The organism is Gracilibacillus sp. YIM 98692 (assembly GCF_010993965.1).
Taxonomy (GTDB): Bacteria; Bacillota; Bacilli; order Bacillales; family Amphibacillaceae; genus Gracilibacillus.
Genome location: NZ_WIXM01000024.1, coordinates 42,529 through 58,556 on the forward strand (window position 1 = coordinate 42,529; position 16,028 = coordinate 58,556).

Annotated in this window: 14 protein-coding genes; 3 read left to right on the forward strand and 11 right to left on the reverse strand. The window is 38.6% G+C overall.

What is annotated here, in order from left to right:
- Positions 1-6: 6 nt before the first annotated feature.
- Both pcrA and pcrB read right to left on the reverse strand, forming a co-directional pair.
- Complete coding sequence (gene pcrA, locus GHD00_RS16070; RefSeq protein ID WP_163539177.1) at positions 7-2,247, reverse strand: DNA helicase PcrA; 2,241 nt, start codon at positions 2,245-2,247, stop codon at positions 7-9.
- A gap of 15 nt (positions 2,248-2,262) precedes the next feature.
- Positions 2,263-2,943 carry a heptaprenylglyceryl phosphate synthase gene (pcrB, locus tag GHD00_RS16075; protein ID WP_163539178.1) on the reverse strand — a complete coding sequence of 227 codons (681 nt, stop codon included), beginning with the start codon at positions 2,941-2,943 and terminating at the stop codon, positions 2,263-2,265.
- A 792-nt stretch (positions 2,944-3,735) separates the two neighbouring features.
- Between pcrB and ahpC the strand changes: the two genes are divergently transcribed.
- Both ahpC and ahpF read left to right on the forward strand, forming a co-directional pair.
- On the forward strand, positions 3,736-4,299 hold the full coding sequence (gene ahpC, locus GHD00_RS16080; protein WP_163539179.1) for an alkyl hydroperoxide reductase subunit C: 564 nt from the start codon (positions 3,736-3,738) through the stop codon (positions 4,297-4,299).
- 15 nt (positions 4,300-4,314) lie between these two features.
- Positions 4,315-5,841: an alkyl hydroperoxide reductase subunit F gene (gene ahpF, locus GHD00_RS16085; RefSeq protein WP_163539180.1), complete on the forward strand. Its 1,527-nt coding sequence runs from the start codon at positions 4,315-4,317 to the stop codon at positions 5,839-5,841.
- A gap of 236 nt (positions 5,842-6,077) precedes the next feature.
- On the opposite strand, the gene GHD00_RS16090 is transcribed toward ahpF, so the two are convergent.
- The 6 genes from GHD00_RS16090 to modA form a co-directional block, all read right to left on the reverse strand.
- Positions 6,078-7,064, reverse strand: a complete 987-nt coding sequence (locus GHD00_RS16090; RefSeq protein WP_163539181.1) for a Gfo/Idh/MocA family protein — start codon at positions 7,062-7,064, stop codon at positions 6,078-6,080.
- Positions 7,065-7,176: 112 nt separating this feature from the next.
- Positions 7,177-7,473, reverse strand: coding sequence for a YerC/YecD family TrpR-related protein (locus tag GHD00_RS16095; RefSeq protein WP_163539182.1), 297 nt, complete (start codon positions 7,471-7,473; stop codon positions 7,177-7,179).
- 17 nt (positions 7,474-7,490) lie between these two features.
- Positions 7,491-8,561 carry a DUF3048 domain-containing protein gene (locus GHD00_RS16100; protein ID WP_163539183.1) on the reverse strand — a complete coding sequence of 357 codons (1,071 nt, stop codon included), beginning with the start codon at positions 8,559-8,561 and terminating at the stop codon, positions 7,491-7,493.
- A gap of 87 nt (positions 8,562-8,648) precedes the next feature.
- Positions 8,649-10,391: an adenine deaminase C-terminal domain-containing protein gene (locus tag GHD00_RS16105; protein WP_163539184.1), complete on the reverse strand. Its 1,743-nt coding sequence runs from the start codon at positions 10,389-10,391 to the stop codon at positions 8,649-8,651.
- 93 nt (positions 10,392-10,484) lie between these two features.
- Positions 10,485-11,138 (reverse strand): molybdate ABC transporter permease subunit, encoded by a 654-nt coding sequence (gene modB, locus GHD00_RS16110; protein ID WP_163539185.1) that lies wholly within the window; start codon positions 11,136-11,138, stop codon positions 10,485-10,487.
- A complete protein-coding gene (gene modA, locus GHD00_RS16115) occupies positions 11,110-11,883 on the reverse strand; it encodes a molybdate ABC transporter substrate-binding protein (protein WP_163539186.1) in 774 nt (257 codons plus the stop codon). The genes modB and modA overlap by 29 nt, the downstream gene beginning before the upstream one ends.
- A 108-nt stretch (positions 11,884-11,991) precedes the next feature.
- Between modA and moaC the strand changes: the two genes are divergently transcribed.
- Entirely contained in the window at positions 11,992-12,477 is a 486-nt protein-coding gene (moaC, locus tag GHD00_RS16120) for a cyclic pyranopterin monophosphate synthase MoaC (RefSeq protein WP_163539187.1), read from the forward strand.
- Positions 12,478-12,533: 56 nt separating this feature from the next.
- Here the strand turns inward: moaC and GHD00_RS16125 are convergent, their stop codons facing one another.
- The 3 genes from GHD00_RS16125 to GHD00_RS16135 all read right to left on the reverse strand — a co-directional run bounded on the left by GHD00_RS16125 (position 12,534) and on the right by GHD00_RS16135 (position 15,556).
- Positions 12,534-13,049 (reverse strand): MogA/MoaB family molybdenum cofactor biosynthesis protein, encoded by a 516-nt coding sequence (locus GHD00_RS16125; RefSeq protein ID WP_163539188.1) that lies wholly within the window; start codon positions 13,047-13,049, stop codon positions 12,534-12,536.
- 13 nt (positions 13,050-13,062) lie between these two features.
- A complete protein-coding gene (locus GHD00_RS16130; RefSeq protein WP_163539189.1) occupies positions 13,063-14,412 on the reverse strand; it encodes a DUF2252 domain-containing protein in 1,350 nt (449 codons plus the stop codon).
- A gap of 295 nt (positions 14,413-14,707) precedes the next feature.
- A complete protein-coding gene (locus GHD00_RS16135) occupies positions 14,708-15,556 on the reverse strand; it encodes a VOC family protein (protein ID WP_163539190.1) in 849 nt (282 codons plus the stop codon).
- Positions 15,557-16,028 lie beyond the last annotated feature (472 nt).

Below are 16,028 nucleotides of genomic sequence, written 5' to 3' on the forward strand. Positions count from 1 at the left end.
TCCTTATCAGCTTTTTGTTATCGGCGCAAACTTAGCCAGAACTCTTTTAATACCAGTTGGTGCTGGAAAAGCGATATCTAATTCCATTGCATCACCTTTTCCTTCCACTTTGACGACAGTTCCTTCTCCCCATTTTTTGTGTGAGGCTTTATCTCCTACTTGCCATGCCATTTTTTCTCCACCAGTAGACGGATTTTCGATTTTTCTAGCTTTTCTTTTCGGCTTAGGATTTGGCTGTCCAAATGGCAATGAATCATCTGAAATATCCACACCGCTTGATCCAAACATAGACTCCGTCGCTTCTTCTTTCCCTTCGACCAATTCTTCTGGAATTTCATTAATAAAACGGCTGATAGGATTCATGTTCGTCCGTCCAAATAAAGTACGCATCTTGGCATGAGAAACATGTAACATCTGCTCTGCTCTTGTAATGCCAACATATGCAAGTCGTCTTTCCTCTTGCATTTCATCATCATCCATCATCGAGCGGCTATGCGGAAAGACATTTTCCTCCATCCCGATTAAAAAGACAACAGGGAATTCTAGACCTTTCGCTGCATGGAGCGTCATCATTGTTACCTTATCATCAGCGGTTGGATCTTCATCCATTCTGTCAATATCTGAAACGAGAGCTAAGTCGGTTAAGAAGTTGACCAGTGTTTTATCTTCATTGGTTTCTTCAAAATGCTTTGTCACCGTTTTGAACTCCTCAATATTTTCTAATCGTGTCTGGGCTTCAATACTTCTTTCATTTAGCAGCATTTCTTCATAGCCTGTTTTTCCAATCACTTCTTCCACCATATCTGTTGCTGTGAGAAACTCTTGCTGTTGCTCCCAATTTTTAATCATTTGACCAAATTGCATAAGCGATTTCGCAGCTTTAGCACTAACCCCAACGAAATCTACTTCTTGTACTGCTGTGTACAACGAAATATCATTTGCTGCGGCATATGCTTGCAATTTATCAAGTGATGTCTTGCCAACTCCTCGCTTTGGTTCATTAACCACACGGACAAAGCTAATGTCATCATCAGGGTTAACGATCAAGCGTAAGTATGCAAGCATATCTTTAATTTCTTTTCGATCATAGAATTTAGTACCGCCAACCATTTGGTACGGAATATTCGCCTTCATAAACGTTTCCTCAATCGCTCGAGACTGCGCGTTAGTACGATAAAGGATGGCAATATCTTTATGACGATATTTATTTCCCTTTACATAACTCTCAATCTTGTTGGCTACATGAAGACCTTCTTCTCGTTCTGTTGAGGCATGAAAATAATGAATTTTGGCCCCGTCATTGTTTTCCGTCCAAAGGTTTTTCGGCTTACGCCCAGCATTGTTTTCAATCACTTGATTGGCTGCTTGTAAAATAGATTTCGTGGAACGATAGTTTTGCTCTAGCATTACCACTTTCGCAGAAGGATAATCCTTTTCAAATGAAAGAATATTGGTTATGTCTGCTCCGCGCCAAGCATAGATCGATTGATCCGAATCCCCGACAACACATAGATTTTGAAACTTTAAAGCGAGCTGCTTAACCAAATAATATTGGGCATGGTTGGTATCTTGGTACTCATCAACGTGTATATATTGAAAACGTCGCTGATAGTATTCCAGTACCTCTGGCACACGCTTAAACAAATGAATCGTCTGCATAATTAAATCATCGAAATCTAATGCCTGATTTTTTCGCAACCTCTTTTGATATTCCTGATAAACTTCCCCTATTTGTCTTTCATAGAAATTCCCAACCGTTTCCACGTATTTCTCAGGAGTAATCAATTCGTTCTTCGCACTGCTTATCGCCCCTAAAAAAGCACGAGGCTCAAATTGTTTAGGGTCTAAGTTTTTTTCTTTTACGATATTTTTAATGACGGTCAATTGGTCTCCGCTATCTAGGATAGAAAAATTACGGCTGTATCCTATTCGGTCTATATCTCTTCTGAGAATGCGGACACACATGGAGTGAAAAGTGGATACCCACATGTCATTGCCTGCTGGACCGACTAATCCTGCGATTCTTTCTTTCATTTCTCGTGCTGCTTTATTTGTAAAGGTAATGGCGAGAATGTTGCGAGGTGACACTTGTTTTTCGTCTAGCAAATAAGCAATCCTATGTGTGAGAACTCGCGTTTTGCCACTACCCGCTCCTGCCATAATCAGTAATGGCCCTTCTGTATGCTGTGCAGCTTCACGCTGTTGTTGGTTTAATCCTTTTAACAAGTCGTGCATCATCCGACTCATTGTAACACCATCCTTTTACTTTGTTGCTTTTACCGTTTTTAACGCTTCTTTCGGATTATCATAAATGACATTACCTACTACAATTATATCGGCATACTCACTCATTTCAGCGGCTTGTTCTTTGGTTTCAATGCCGCCTCCATAAATGAATTTCGTTTGTTTCAATTCTTGGCTAATCGATTGTACCATTTCCGAGTCACCATATGTACCACTATATTCTAAATAGAAAAAAGGAAAATGGAATAAGTGCTCTGCCATCCTTGCATAAGCTATCGCTTCTTTCTTAGATGGTAATTTGCAGTCAGCATGTTGGAATACTTTTGACTGCTCGTTCATTATGCAGTAACCTTCTGCTAGCATCTCGTCCCAATTGATAATATCCCCGTATTCAACAACGGCATCATGTTGTATATCCATCATCCACCTTTTGCTTTGACTATTTAACACCATTGGTACAAAATAGTAATCGAAGCCTGGCGTTACAGATTCAATATTAGAAATTTCCATAATAACTGGTACGGTATGGCGACGAATTTTGCTTAAAAGAAATAATACACCGTCCAATGTCACATCATCTGTACCACCAACTATAATAGCATCTGTGCCAGATTCACATAATTGATCTAGCACCTTGTCGTCTATATCTTTAGCTGGATCTAGCTTAAATACATGTTTCCAATTTTCGATATTATACACAATCCTGATCCTCCAATTAATCGCGATTCCTTATCCATTTACTCATTATAGCAAAAAATAAAGACAATATTGAATGATAACAATATGAAATAAAAAAAATACTCAATCACTCGTCTCACACTGTGTGCTTAATCGTCGCTGCGGAAAAACACTCGCTTTCCGTGGGGAACGCTTCAGCCTCCTCGGAAGCAAAGAACGCTTCCTGTGGGGGCTTCAGACTGTTCCTTTCCCACAGGAGTCTCGTATTTTTCCGCAGCTTAGTAAGGTTTTCTATTGATGTTAGTAGGAATTATCGAAATGTTGTTTTCATCAGCTTCTTTCAATCATCAGGTAATCACCACCAGCGTAGACAACATACGTAGACTCCTGCGGGAACAGCACGAGCTGAAGATTCCGCAGACAGCGAAGTATGAGCTGTCGAGGAAGCTGAAGCCGTGCCCGCGGAAAGCGAAGTATGTTGGCGGAGCGTCATAATAGCAGTAGCCAAAAATGAGTGGGATATAGGCGCACTCCATTTTACACTTCACTATTGAGCAGTTTTGATCACCTGTGTCATAAAAACAACAATGAATACGAAATGGGCCTTTATCTGTAAATATTACTTATATTCTCATTTTAGATTATTAATTGGTAATGGCGTTTATATTTTATTTTCGTTAGTTGCTTAGCAATATTCTTGACAAATCGAATTAAGTTATCAATAATTAATATAGAATAATAATTATTTTATTTACATAATTTTAGTAAATAAAATAATACTACCAATATAAATTTCTAAAGGAGGACATTCACATGTCATTAATCGGTAAGGAAGTATTGCCATTTAAAGCATCTGCATTCCGTCAAGGGGAATTTGTCGATGTAACAGAAGAAAACTTCAAAGGGAACTGGAGCATTGTTTGCTTCTATCCAGCAGATTTCACTTTTGTTTGCCCAACAGAATTAGAAGATTTACAAAATCAATATGCAGAGTTACAAAAGCTAGGAGTAGAAGTATATTCCGTTTCTACTGATACTCACTTTACACATAAAGCATGGCACGAAAGCTCTGATGCAATCGGCAAAATTGAATACACAATGATTGGTGACCCATCACACCAACTTTCACTAAACTTTGACGTATTAAGAGAAGACGCGGGGCTTGCTGATCGTGGTACATTCATCATCGATCCAGAGGGAATTATTCAAGCAGCAGAGATCAATGCAGAAGGTATTGGCCGTGACGCTAGTACATTAATCAAAAAAATCAAAGCAGCTCAATACGTACGTAACAACCCTGGTGAAGTTTGCCCAGCTAAATGGGAAGAAGGCGGCGAAACATTAAAACCAAGTATCGATCTTGTAGGTAAAATTTAAGAGAAGAGGATTAAAATGCTTGATCAAGATATAAAATCACAGCTTAAAGAATATTTGAAACTGTTGGAAAATGATATCGTCATTAAGGCGAAAATTGGATCTGATGATGTTTCAAAAGAAGTTGATGAACTAGTCAATGAAATTGCAAGCATGTCCGACAAAATTTCAGTTGAGACAGGTGATTTCCCAAGAACACCAAGCTTTAGCATCAATCGTGTTGACGAGGACACTGGCGTTGTGTTTTCCGGTGTTCCACTTGGTCATGAATTCACTTCGCTTGTATTAGCATTGTTACAGGTAAGCGGAAGACCACCAAAAGTGGATGAAAAAACGATCGAGCAAATCAAGCAGCTTGAAGGACCATTACATTTTGAAACCTATGTAAGCCTGTCTTGTCAAAACTGCCCTGATGTCGTGCAGGCATTAAACTTGATGAGTGTTGTGAACCCAGACATCACACATACAATGATTGAAGGGTCAGCATTTAAAGACGAGGCAGATAGTAAAGACGTAATGGCTGTTCCTGCTGTATTTTTAGACGGTGAATCCTTTGTTAATGGACGCCAAACACTAGAAAGCATCCTAGAAAAACTAGGAAGCAGTGTAGACGTGTCTGAATTAAATGACAAAGATCCATTTGATGTACTTGTTGTCGGCGGTGGTCCAGCTGGAGCGAGCGCCGCAATCTATGCCGCACGTAAAGGAATCCGAACTGGCGTTGTTGCGGAACGCTTCGGCGGACAAGTACAAGATACATTAGGAATCGAGAATTTCATCACGACAAAATATACAGAAGGACCTAAACTCGTTTCTGGACTAGAAGAGCATGTCCGTGATTATGATGTAGATATCATGAACTCGATGCGTGCTAAATCTTTAACGAAAAAAGATAACTTTGAAGTTGAGTTAGAAAACGGCGCAACATTGAAGAGTAAAACAATTGTGCTTTCCACTGGTGCCCGCTGGCGAAATATCGGAGTACCTGGTGAAGCAGAATTTAAAAACAAAGGGGTTGCCTACTGTCCACACTGTGACGGCCCAATTTTTGAAGGCAAAGATGTAGCTGTAATCGGCGGTGGAAACTCTGGTGTCGAGGCTGCTATTGATTTAGCAGGTATCGTGAAGCACGTCACCGTACTTGAATTCTTACCAGAACTTAAAGCAGACAAAGTATTGCAAGAACGTTTGCACAGCTTACCAAACGTAACAGTTATCACGAATGCGAAGACCGAAGAAATCTATGGTTCGGATAAGGTAGAAGGCCTTCGCTATGTCGATCGTGAAACGGAAGATGAGCATAATATTGCTCTAGCAGGTGTGTTTATCCAAATAGGTCTTGTACCAAATACAGAATGGTTGAAAGATACCTTGGAAGTAAATAAATTTGGAGAGATTATTGTAGATGAGCGTGGTACTACAAGCATTCCTGGTGTTTTTGCAGCAGGAGATTGTACAAATAGCGCTTATAAACAAATTATTATTTCCATGGGATCTGGTGCTACCGCAGCATTAGGTGCATTCGATCATTTAATTCGAAACTAAATAACTAAAAAGAGGCTGTCACTCCATTAATGGAGTGACAGCCTCTTTTTTACACGCCGTTCGGGTTCGCTCTAGGCGGACGTTTTCCGCTCTCCCAAACTAATCTGAAAACCACCATTTTTTAGAAAATAGCCTTCTTTTTAAGTATGCTAGTGAGACATCAAATAAAACTGGTGATGATGACCGTGGTTCGCCCACGGAAAGCGAGTGTTGTTCCAAAGCAGAGATATTAAAAGCTATTTTTTATCAGCTGGAAATACTATTCCAATTTCTTTTCTTGCTGCGTCAAGGACGCGAATTGTTTCCAATGAGTTTTCCCATGTATTCACTTTATTTTCTATTTCATTATTCTCAATCGACTCGATAAAAGATTTTGCCTCATAATACATTGTATTTTCCTTTTGCCCAGCGTCTATCTTCTCTTCAGATCCATCTTTGTAAACGATTTTTACATCGTCCATATCAGAGAACTTGCCAATGACTATGGAGCCCTTCTCCCCTTGAATTTCAGATGGGAGGGAGGAATTCGTGATTTTGGAAAACATGGCCACACCGTTTAAAGAAGGATAATCGACTGTAACCGTTCCTTCTCCATCAACACCAGAATCCAGCATATAAGCTGTTGCTTTCACACGCTCTGGAGCTCCAAAAAGAGCTATCATTGGATAGATACAATAGACACCGATATCCATTAAAGATCCGTTCGATAATTCAGGTTTGAACGCATTTAGCACGATACCCTCTTTATATTTATCATATCGTGATGAGTATTGGCAAAAGTTTGCAACATAGCGACGAATCGGGCCAATTTTTTCTAGGCTTTCTTGAATTAATCGAAAGTTAGGCACATGAGTTGTTTTCATTGCTTCCATTAAAACGACATTATGCTGTTTAGCTGTATCAATCATTGCTTGTACTTCTTGTTCATTTGATGCAAAAGGTTTTTCGACAATAACGTGTTTGCCTGCCTTTAGACATGCAATCGCATGTTCACTATGTAATGCTGTAGGCGATGCAATATAGACTGCATCTAGTTGTTCACTATTTGTAAACTCGTCAAGATCGGTATATGTATGTTCCACATTGTACTTGCCCGCAAATTCCGCTGCCTTTTCTTCTGTTCGTGAATAGATTGCATTTAATCGAAATTTATCTAGTTTACTTGCTCCATCAATAAATCGATCTGTAATCCAATTCGTACCAATAATTCCAAACCGGATCATTCTTCTACCTCCATTGTTGCCATATTTTTTGATAAATAGGAAAAATGGCTGCCTCATAAGTTGGATTTTCTAAATTTGAATAGTGATAACTTCTGAGACAACCGTTCTTTATCTATTCATTTTCTTTCAATCGATCTAACACAATACGATAGCCATCATTGCCATACGACAAGCAACGCTTCACACGTGAAATCGTCGTTGTGGATGCACTTGATTCGTTTGCAATAGCTGTGTATGTTCTACCTTCGTCCAGCATTTTTGCTACTTGCAATCGTTGTGCTAATGACTGAATTTCGTTCATGGTTGCAATATCATCAAAGAAGCGATAGCATTCTTCGCGATCTTCTAGTGATAAAATCGCATCAAACAATTGATCCAGTTGTTCGCCACGCAATTTATCAATTTGCATGGTATACATCTCTCCTTTTATTCCGTTGGGCCAGTTATACTTACGCCACTTACACCTGGGCTGGTTGGTATCACATTCACCCAAGTCTTACCTGGAACAAACGGAACTGGTTCTCCATCTTTTGTTGGGATTATTCTACCATTATTACGCTCCCATTGCACGTGTTGCACTTTACCCTTTTGTAGCAGTAAAGCGTCTCCTCCAGATGAAAGGTCAATTTCTCTTCTTCCCGCACTATCTACTACTTGGTGATATGTTTCCAGTATGAATATGTTATCTATCGTAACATCCTCACCTGTTTCAAGCTCCGTTGTTCTTGTTCCTCCATCAAAACGAATATATTGTTCGGATGCTTCTTGATACTGATATTGTATCGAATTGCTACCATAACTAAATTGTACGTTGGTTGCGTCGTCTCCTTCAACCTCTGCATCTTGCGTAAAGTTCATCTCTTCGTATTCCATATCAATGTCATACCCCTTTCCTTCTGCCTTAGGGTAAACACTATCAAATAATACGTATGAGTTATGCGGTGCCACTCGATCTGCAGACCTTTCAAACAACACTTTATCATTATCATATATAGCCCCATTTAAAAAGTCAGCCGCTCCATTTATGAGCATATCATCGATAAACTCCGCTGCACCATGATAAATATATAACGCATTATAATCATCGGCTAAGTTAAAATAGTATGGTCTAGCACTCCTTACTGGCCCTACCTTATCTGGCATTTCACTTTGGTACATAGCCATTAATCGAGTAATATTACCTTCTGCTAAAATTTCAAATACAAGATCTGCTTGAGACAGCCCTGTTTGCGGTCTAGCTTTGGGATGATTATTTACCATGACAGCTACAATACGATTGGTGGCTTCTTCCTCTGCTTCTAAACCTGTTAATGGATAAACATACTCTGGGCCTTGTTCCATTTCTGTTTCCTCTTGTTCTTCTGGAGCAGGCTCATGTGATTCTTCTTCTTGTTCTTCTACTGGATCTGTTTCTACTTCTTCTGTTGTTTCTTTTTCACTTGAACAAGCCACTAATAAAATGGATAATAGCATTAGATAGCCTAGATTCTTTATCATGTTCCCACATCCTTCATCTATGTAATAAAAAGAAGATTCGACATGCATTTTCATTGCATGTCGAATGTTTTCTTCATTATAACAAAACTAGCGCATTATCGCAGGGAATAAAATATCTTTTTTCTTTACATCTATAATACCGAGCGGTGTTATACGAACAAATGGTAGATGCATCGATGATAAGAAAAGTATGCTGGATGGCGGATCATCATATTGATACCCATACTGTTTTAATAGCTCCTTTAATTGCTGATCCTTCTTGATCAAAGTAGACATGTCGCTATTCGACATCATGCCGGCAATATTTAAAGGTAACTCAAAGATTATTTTACCCTCATGCACTAATACAATACCTCCGCCAATTTCTTTCATGCGAGTGAAAGCTAGCAGTAAATCGGATTTACTTTTACCAATTAAAACAATGTCCCCTGTTAAGGAGTAGGAGCTTGCTAATCCACCTAATGTCTTCGTAAACCCTTTGATAATCGTATTTACACGCCATTCTCCTTCTCGATCTACCAGCATAAGGAACGACTCGTCATTGGAATTCATGATGGTTTCCGTATTTGCATCAATAGAGATCGGATATGGCTTCATAATTACGTCATTTTCCATTTTGACTCCTACAGGCATGGAAAACTGCAAATCATGTTCTGTTAATTGCCAATTTAAGTCCAGCTTTCCTAGACCATATTTTTCCCAGTCAATTGTATTATCCTGCTCTACTCGTTTTCCATCTTTCTTTAACCATTTTCCTTTAGCTATAACAGAAACAGGCGTTGCATTATCTTTGCTTTCTAAGATATTTAAGTGCGCCACACGTCCAGGTGCAATCGATCCTAATCGCTCTTCTAAATGAAATTGCTCCGCTGGATTATAGGTTGCCATCATATAGGCTTCCACTTCAGGAACCCCTTGATCGATGGCAATTTGTACACATTGATTCATGATACCATTTTGGTAAAAAGCTGGTGTAGAACCATCTGTTGTCATCGTTAAATTATCATACGAGTGTAAATTTAATGATTTCAATTCTTGCAGTAAATGTTCTAAATCAGGGCGAATAGAAGAATGACGCAAACCAACTCGATACCCCATTGCTAATCGGTTATACACTTCTTCACCTGATAAGGCCTCATGATCTGAGCTCGCTCCTAATAATTTCAGCTTTACTAAAGTTCGTTCAGAAGCACCAGGGAAATGTCCTTCCACTGGCTTTCTTAACCGTTTGGCTTCCTGCATCCAATAAAGAATTCGATCGTCGTTACGCAATACTTGCGGCCATGCCGTTAATTCGCCACCTTGCACAACAGCTTCATGTTGAAGCCATTCATGAATTTCTTCATCATTAAAGATTTCCTGCTCTTCATTAATTTCCGATTGAGAATCAAATCTTGCCCACCAATACATAGAAACAGGAAGCTTTGAAAAGTCATCAATCAATGAAAACGCTTTCTCTCTGCTAGTTAAATAAAGCCACGGTAAGTTGTCATTCATCAGCGTAGTTGTTCCTGTCTCTCCCGCAAGCATTGCTAATTGATAAGGATTATATAATTGAAATGGGTGTGCGTGCGGCTCTATATAGCCTGGCACCACATACTTACCGCTGCAGTCCACTACTTCTATTTCGGACAAGTTTTGTGGTAATTTATTTCCAACATAAACAATTCGATCATGATATATCCAAATATTTGCCTCTATCCATTTTCTTAAAAAGACATTTAAGTATATAGCATTTGTCAAAACAAGTGTTGGTGCTTCTTTTCCATCTATCACTGCTACTTGCTTACGAATCTCTTTATTTCTCCATCTATATAAATGATCTTTCATGTAAATCTCCTCTACTTTTTTGGCATTTTCTATATTTTAACACGTGTTGATAACGTTTGCATTGTGTGGAAATGACAAATTTATGAATGATTTTTAGGCAGATTTACGTAAAAATAAAAGCATAACAAAAGAAACCAAAATAATCGACAAAACCCATGCCCAGGCTAATCCCATTTGATTGGATTCAAATGCCACATATATTGCTGTTGGAATCGTTTGGGTTTTACCAGGGATATTGCCGGCAAACATAATCGTTGCACCAAATTCCCCTAATGCTCGAGCAAAGCTTAACGTAATTCCTGTGATCAAGGAGTTTTTCGATAATGGTAAAGTAATCTGGCGAAAAACTTCCCATTCATTTGCTCCATCAACCCTTGCAGCGTCTTCAATATTTCGATCAATTTGCAACATTCCGGTTCGAACGGATTGATACATTAACGGAAATGCTACCACAACAGCAGCCAGCACTGCTGCCCATATCGTAAAAATAATAGATGTATCAAATAAAGTGTCCAATAATATTCCTAAAAAACCGTTTCTTCCAAATCCAATAATAAGCAAAAATCCAATCACTGTTGGAGGTAATACAATAGGAAGTAACAGGACAGTGTCGAGCCATAACTTCCCTCTAAAATGTATTTTAGTCATGACCCAAGCTATGGATATGCCTAATACAGATACTATGATCAAGGCAAGGAGTGAAACAAATAAGGATAATTTAATTGGTTGTAAAAAAGCTTCCATCATCTTCACCATCTATTTCTTGAAATCCATTGTCTTCAAAAATGTCTATTGCGGTATCTGTTTGTAAAAATTCTAAGAAAGTCTCTATTTCTGCTTGATACTTTGTATCATTCACTATACCGACTGGGTAAATGATCGGACGATGCTCTCCTAATGCAAAGGACCGATTGATTTGTACTTGGTCTGAGCTAACAGCATCTGAATAATAAACAATGCCTGCATCGACATTGCCACTCTCTACATATTGTAATACTTGTCGTACATCTTTTGTCAAAACAAGGTGCTCTTCTAAAGAAGTAAAAACCCCGAGGCTTGCTAATGCTTCTTTCGCGTAAGCTCCGGCTGGTACTGCTTCTGGTGTACCGATGGCCATCTGTGTGATTTGAGAATAATCTGTGATGATGGCTGTGTTTTTTGGTTGAATCCAGACTAGCTCATTCGTTAAAAGGGGCACTGACGATGGTTGCTCGATCCTCCCTGCATCGATTACCCTCTGATATTTTTCTAATGAAGCGGAGAAAAACAGGTCTACAGGGGCTCCTTGAATGATTTGCTGACTGAGTGTACCGGAGCCGCTAAAATTGGTAGATATATGTATGTTAGGGTGTTTGTTTTCATATTGTTGGATGATTTGGGACAATGGTTTTTCGAGACTGGCTGCTGCTGAAATGGTTAGTTCGGTTTGATTGGATTGACAGCCGCTGATCAATAGGCAAAATGTTAAAATGGATAAAATGTTTCGTATCATTGTGCTTTCCTTTCTGATGCTATGATGGTTCTATTATAACATGTTTCGCTTGTGGTGGTGATTCGTGTCAAGGTGTAGTATACTTTGAATGGAAGGTTGGTGATCGTTATGACAGATTTTTCGCATATGAATGAGCAAGGTCGCGCGAAAATGGTAGACATTACGGATAAAGCAATGACGCATCGAACAGCTATTGCTCGTTCTAGTATTTTTGTTGGCAAGAAGATTTACCATAAGATTGTCGATGAAGCAGTGGAAAAGGGGGATGTCCTTTCGGTTAGTCAAGTGGCTGGTATTATGGCGGCAAAGCAGACGTCACAAATTATTCCCATGTGTCATCCCTTGCCACTAAGTGGAGTGGATATTCAGTTTGACTGGCAGGAAGCACATACTGGATATGAGCTCGTCATTACAGTGGAGGCGAAAACGAAAGGAAGTACTGGCGTGGAAATGGAAGCATTAACGGCAGCTTCTGTTACGGCATTGACCATTTATGATATGTGTAAAGCTGTAGACAAAGGCATAGTTATTGGACAAACCTATTTAGTCGAAAAAACTGGTGGAAAAAGCGGTACATATCGAAGAGAAGAATAGGGTTGAATAGGAAGAGAGACTCTGCTGTATCAAGTCTCTCTCTTCATCCAGCTATATTATTCTTTCAAATCTTTATTAATTTCTCTCATCACATGTCCGATTTCTGGGATAATGAGGTGTTCCATTGCTAGTTTTACTGCACCAGAAGAGCCTGGTGTGGAAAAAATAGCTGTGTGATTCGCTACTCCTGCTGTTGCTCGAGATAGAATAGCTGCAGAGCCGATGTCCTCTTGATAACTCAGCATACGAAATATCTCGCCAAAACCGGGTATCTCTTTATCTAGCAATTGCTCCACAACTTCTATAGTTACATCTCGCTTAGCAATACCTGTTCCACCATTAATTAAAATCGCATCAATGTATGGGTTGGCTGTTCCATCTTCTATAGCCTTTCTTATCTCCTCCTGTTCGTCCTTAACAACCTGATAGGCATGGACTTGATGGTGATGCGTTTTTAAATATTGCTTCATTAACTTTCCGCTTTTATCTGTCTCTTCTGTTCTCGTATCACTGACGGTAATGATTTTACAAGCTACTGATTTGGGTGCTTCTGCTTTGTGTAAATGAAGCATATAGTCTCCCTCCTTAGTTGTTTGTATAAAAATGTGTGTTTAACCATTCTAGAAAGAGCTCATAGTCTTGTTTTACCTGCCGCTTATAAAAACGAGACCACAAGACAAGTTCATGAACAAAAGCATCTTTGTTTTGCTCGATTACTTTATGGATTTCATCTTCACTATGATAATCAAGTAATGATTCTTTAATATCCTGGTCGGCACGTGCATGTATTTTAGCTGCAATTTCTCCCATAATTTTAACCGATTGTTTGATCGACTTTTTCTTTATTAATAAATTACTTGGAATATCTTCGTCATAAGCACAACGCTTACGCACATAAAATTCTCCGTTTCCAATAGACAAATAGCCTAGGTATGGATCCGTTTTATGGTGCATGGCTTTTTGTGTCATAATGACTCTTTTTCCTTGATGCTGATATTTGTCCCAGAAAGAGTCTTGAAACTCCACAAAATAGGCTGGTATTGGCGGTCTTGCTTCTTTCACTTCTAAGATAACATCATCGTGATCTTTTTCATGCGTCCCTTCAATTAACACATAATAACGTCTTAATCCAGTAGAAGCGACACCAGCCCCTATTTTTTTCACGATATCCTTAATTTGATAATGCTCGTCTCCTTTATATACTTCTTCTGGAATCGACTTTATATATTGTTGCCAGTTTTCTACGATTTCGTTGTATTCTTTTTCTGTCATTTTATATAATTTTTCTTTTTCCCGATTGAATTTACGCTCGCCTTCATCATCTAGGATAGTTTGTTTATGAAGTTCATGTGTTGCTTCACGATCTTCTAATTTTTTTAACACTTTTTTAATCGGCCCTTTTGTATGATCTTCATCAAAAGTTAATGTTGCAGGATCTTCTTCTCGTTTAGAAAATTTTTTGATTTGCTTGCGATATGCTTTTAGAAAGGCAATCACTAATTCGTCTTGCTTTTCTTCCTCTTCCACCCCTTGTTGTTCTGCAAGCAATCGAATACTAACAACCATTCTTAACACATCATAAAGAAAAGAACCAAGATAGCCTTCATCAAAATCATCTACATCGAATACGAGATTAGCCTCTTCATCTTGAAAACTACTAAAGTTATCAAAATGCATATCTCCCATTATCCAAGTTGGTTTATCTTCAGGAGTATGGAAAGAAAAGGGGATTTTTGTTACATCATAATAAAAAAGATAGGCGCTTCCTCGATAAAAACTATAAGGGCCTTGTTTCATTTTATTGTATTTCTTTTTTCGATCCTTTTTCCAAAGGTTCATTACTTCTGAATCAAGCTGTTCTAAAATTGTATAGAGTGACTGTTTTCTTAACGTTCGACTTGTTTCACGCACTTTTTCTTGGATATTTTCAACCATCTAGACCCCTCCTTGAAGATGATAGTTATATTCTACCATAAAAAATAAAAGAGAGCTGTCCTAAATCAGCTCTCTGTGCACGTAACTGGAATATAAGCTATCGGACATACGATTCGCTAATTCTATAAGAACAGTGCTTTCGCATGGGTTTGTGGACATACAGTTCCTTATTTGGCTTATACCTTAGTAAAAAGAGAGCTCCTTTAGAAAATAAGGTACCTGATGTCCGTTTAGAGATAACACTAGCCTGATTTCATAAAATAACGTACCTCATGTCCTTGAAAATAATATTGCCCTAATTAATAAGAATAATTTTATTTCCGGAAGGATCTTTGGTGATTGTTTTATCTTTCTCTTCTTTTACTGATGCGCCGATTGCTTTTAAGTTTGCCACTGCTTGTTGTACTGCTTCTTGATCAGGATAGATAATGGTGTATGATTCCAAACCTACACTTCTTTCTGATGGAGGTGGTGCACCTACTCCGTTCCACGTGTTTAGTCCAATATGATGATGATATTTTCCTGTAGAAATAAACAGAGCTTGATCACCGAAACGACAAACCGTCTCAAACCCTAAACCTTTTTCATAAAACTTTTTTGTTTTGGGAATGTCCGCTACATGTAAATGTATATGTCCCATTACCGTTTGAGTCGGCAAACCTTGCCATGCTCCTTGCTTTCCTTCTTTCAATAAATCTTCAAAGTCTAATGGATCTACTGTCATTGCAACTTGATTGCCTTGCCACGTCCATTCTGATGGAGCACGATCTCTATAAACTTCGATACCATTGCCATCCGGATCAGCAAAATATATGGCTTCACTCACTAAATGATCAGAAGAAGCCAACCTTAATCCGACATCTGCACAATGATAAAGGAAATTAGCAAGATCGGAACGATTGGGTAACAGAATAGCAAAATGATATAGGCCAGTTGTTCGGCTTTGTTTTGACTCTACTTCACTTGGCTGCTCTAATGATAGAATACTCGTTTGCCCATCTGCTGTTAATGCTGCTGATGTATCGTTGCTTTCTAAAACTTGGAATCCTACGATCTGTTGATAAAACTGGATAGATCTATCTAAATCTTTAACTTTAATTTTGACATGATTGACAAATGTATAAGGTTTTTCATGAAAGTTCATTTTTGTCCTCCTATAATAAATAACTTACATTATGTAAGTTATTATACTTAAGTAAGTTATGGGAGTCAAATATATATTATGTTACGTTGTAAAGAAAACTTAGCTATCCGCCAAGCCTTATGGCGTAGTGCGGTAGCCTAGTTGCCCTTATCTATCTTCCTAAAATGGTCTACTACGTCGAGAATTCTTCTTTGCTGATCATTTATACTTTCTGATACGGTAAAGAAAACTCGGCGAGTGCTTAGCCTTTAGGCGACAGCAGAGCCGTAGTTGCACTTATACTTCGCACCTTAAAATTTTTGCTACGTCGAGTAACTTCCCTGCTAAAATTTTATACTTTCCTAACGTGTAAGAAAAAACGAGCAAAAATCGTCTGGGCCCACCCGTTTACATGAACTAATTCGCATTAGAACCATACTGCGCAATAGAATAAGTTGCAGTGTGAAATACCGCTTCAGAAATATACTTCGCT

Coding starts and splice junctions, on each gene's coding strand:
- pcrA (WP_163539177.1), bottom strand. CDS start 2,247: ATGAGTCGGATGATGCACGACTTGTTAAAAGGATTAAACCAACAACAG.
- ahpC (WP_163539179.1), top strand. CDS start 3,736: ATGTCATTAATCGGTAAGGAAGTATTGCCATTTAAAGCATCTGCATTC.
- ahpF (WP_163539180.1), top strand. CDS start 4,315: ATGCTTGATCAAGATATAAAATCACAGCTTAAAGAATATTTGAAACTG.
- GHD00_RS16090 (WP_163539181.1), bottom strand. CDS start 7,064: ATGATCCGGTTTGGAATTATTGGTACGAATTGGATTACAGATCGATTT.
- GHD00_RS16095 (WP_163539182.1), bottom strand. CDS start 7,473: ATGCAAATTGATAAATTGCGTGGCGAACAACTGGATCAATTGTTTGAT.
- GHD00_RS16100 (WP_163539183.1), bottom strand. CDS start 8,561: ATGATAAAGAATCTAGGCTATCTAATGCTATTATCCATTTTATTAGTG.
- GHD00_RS16105 (WP_163539184.1), bottom strand. CDS start 10,391: ATGAAAGATCATTTATATAGATGGAGAAATAAAGAGATTCGTAAGCAA.
- modB (WP_163539185.1), bottom strand. CDS start 11,138: ATGATGGAAGCTTTTTTACAACCAATTAAATTATCCTTATTTGTTTCA.
- modA (WP_163539186.1), bottom strand. CDS start 11,883: ATGATACGAAACATTTTATCCATTTTAACATTTTGCCTATTGATCAGC.
- moaC (WP_163539187.1), top strand. CDS start 11,992: ATGACAGATTTTTCGCATATGAATGAGCAAGGTCGCGCGAAAATGGTA.
- GHD00_RS16125 (WP_163539188.1), bottom strand. CDS start 13,049: ATGCTTCATTTACACAAAGCAGAAGCACCCAAATCAGTAGCTTGTAAA.
- GHD00_RS16130 (WP_163539189.1), bottom strand. CDS start 14,412: ATGGTTGAAAATATCCAAGAAAAAGTGCGTGAAACAAGTCGAACGTTA.
- GHD00_RS16135 (WP_163539190.1), bottom strand. CDS start 15,556: ATGAACTTTCATGAAAAACCTTATACATTTGTCAATCATGTCAAAATT.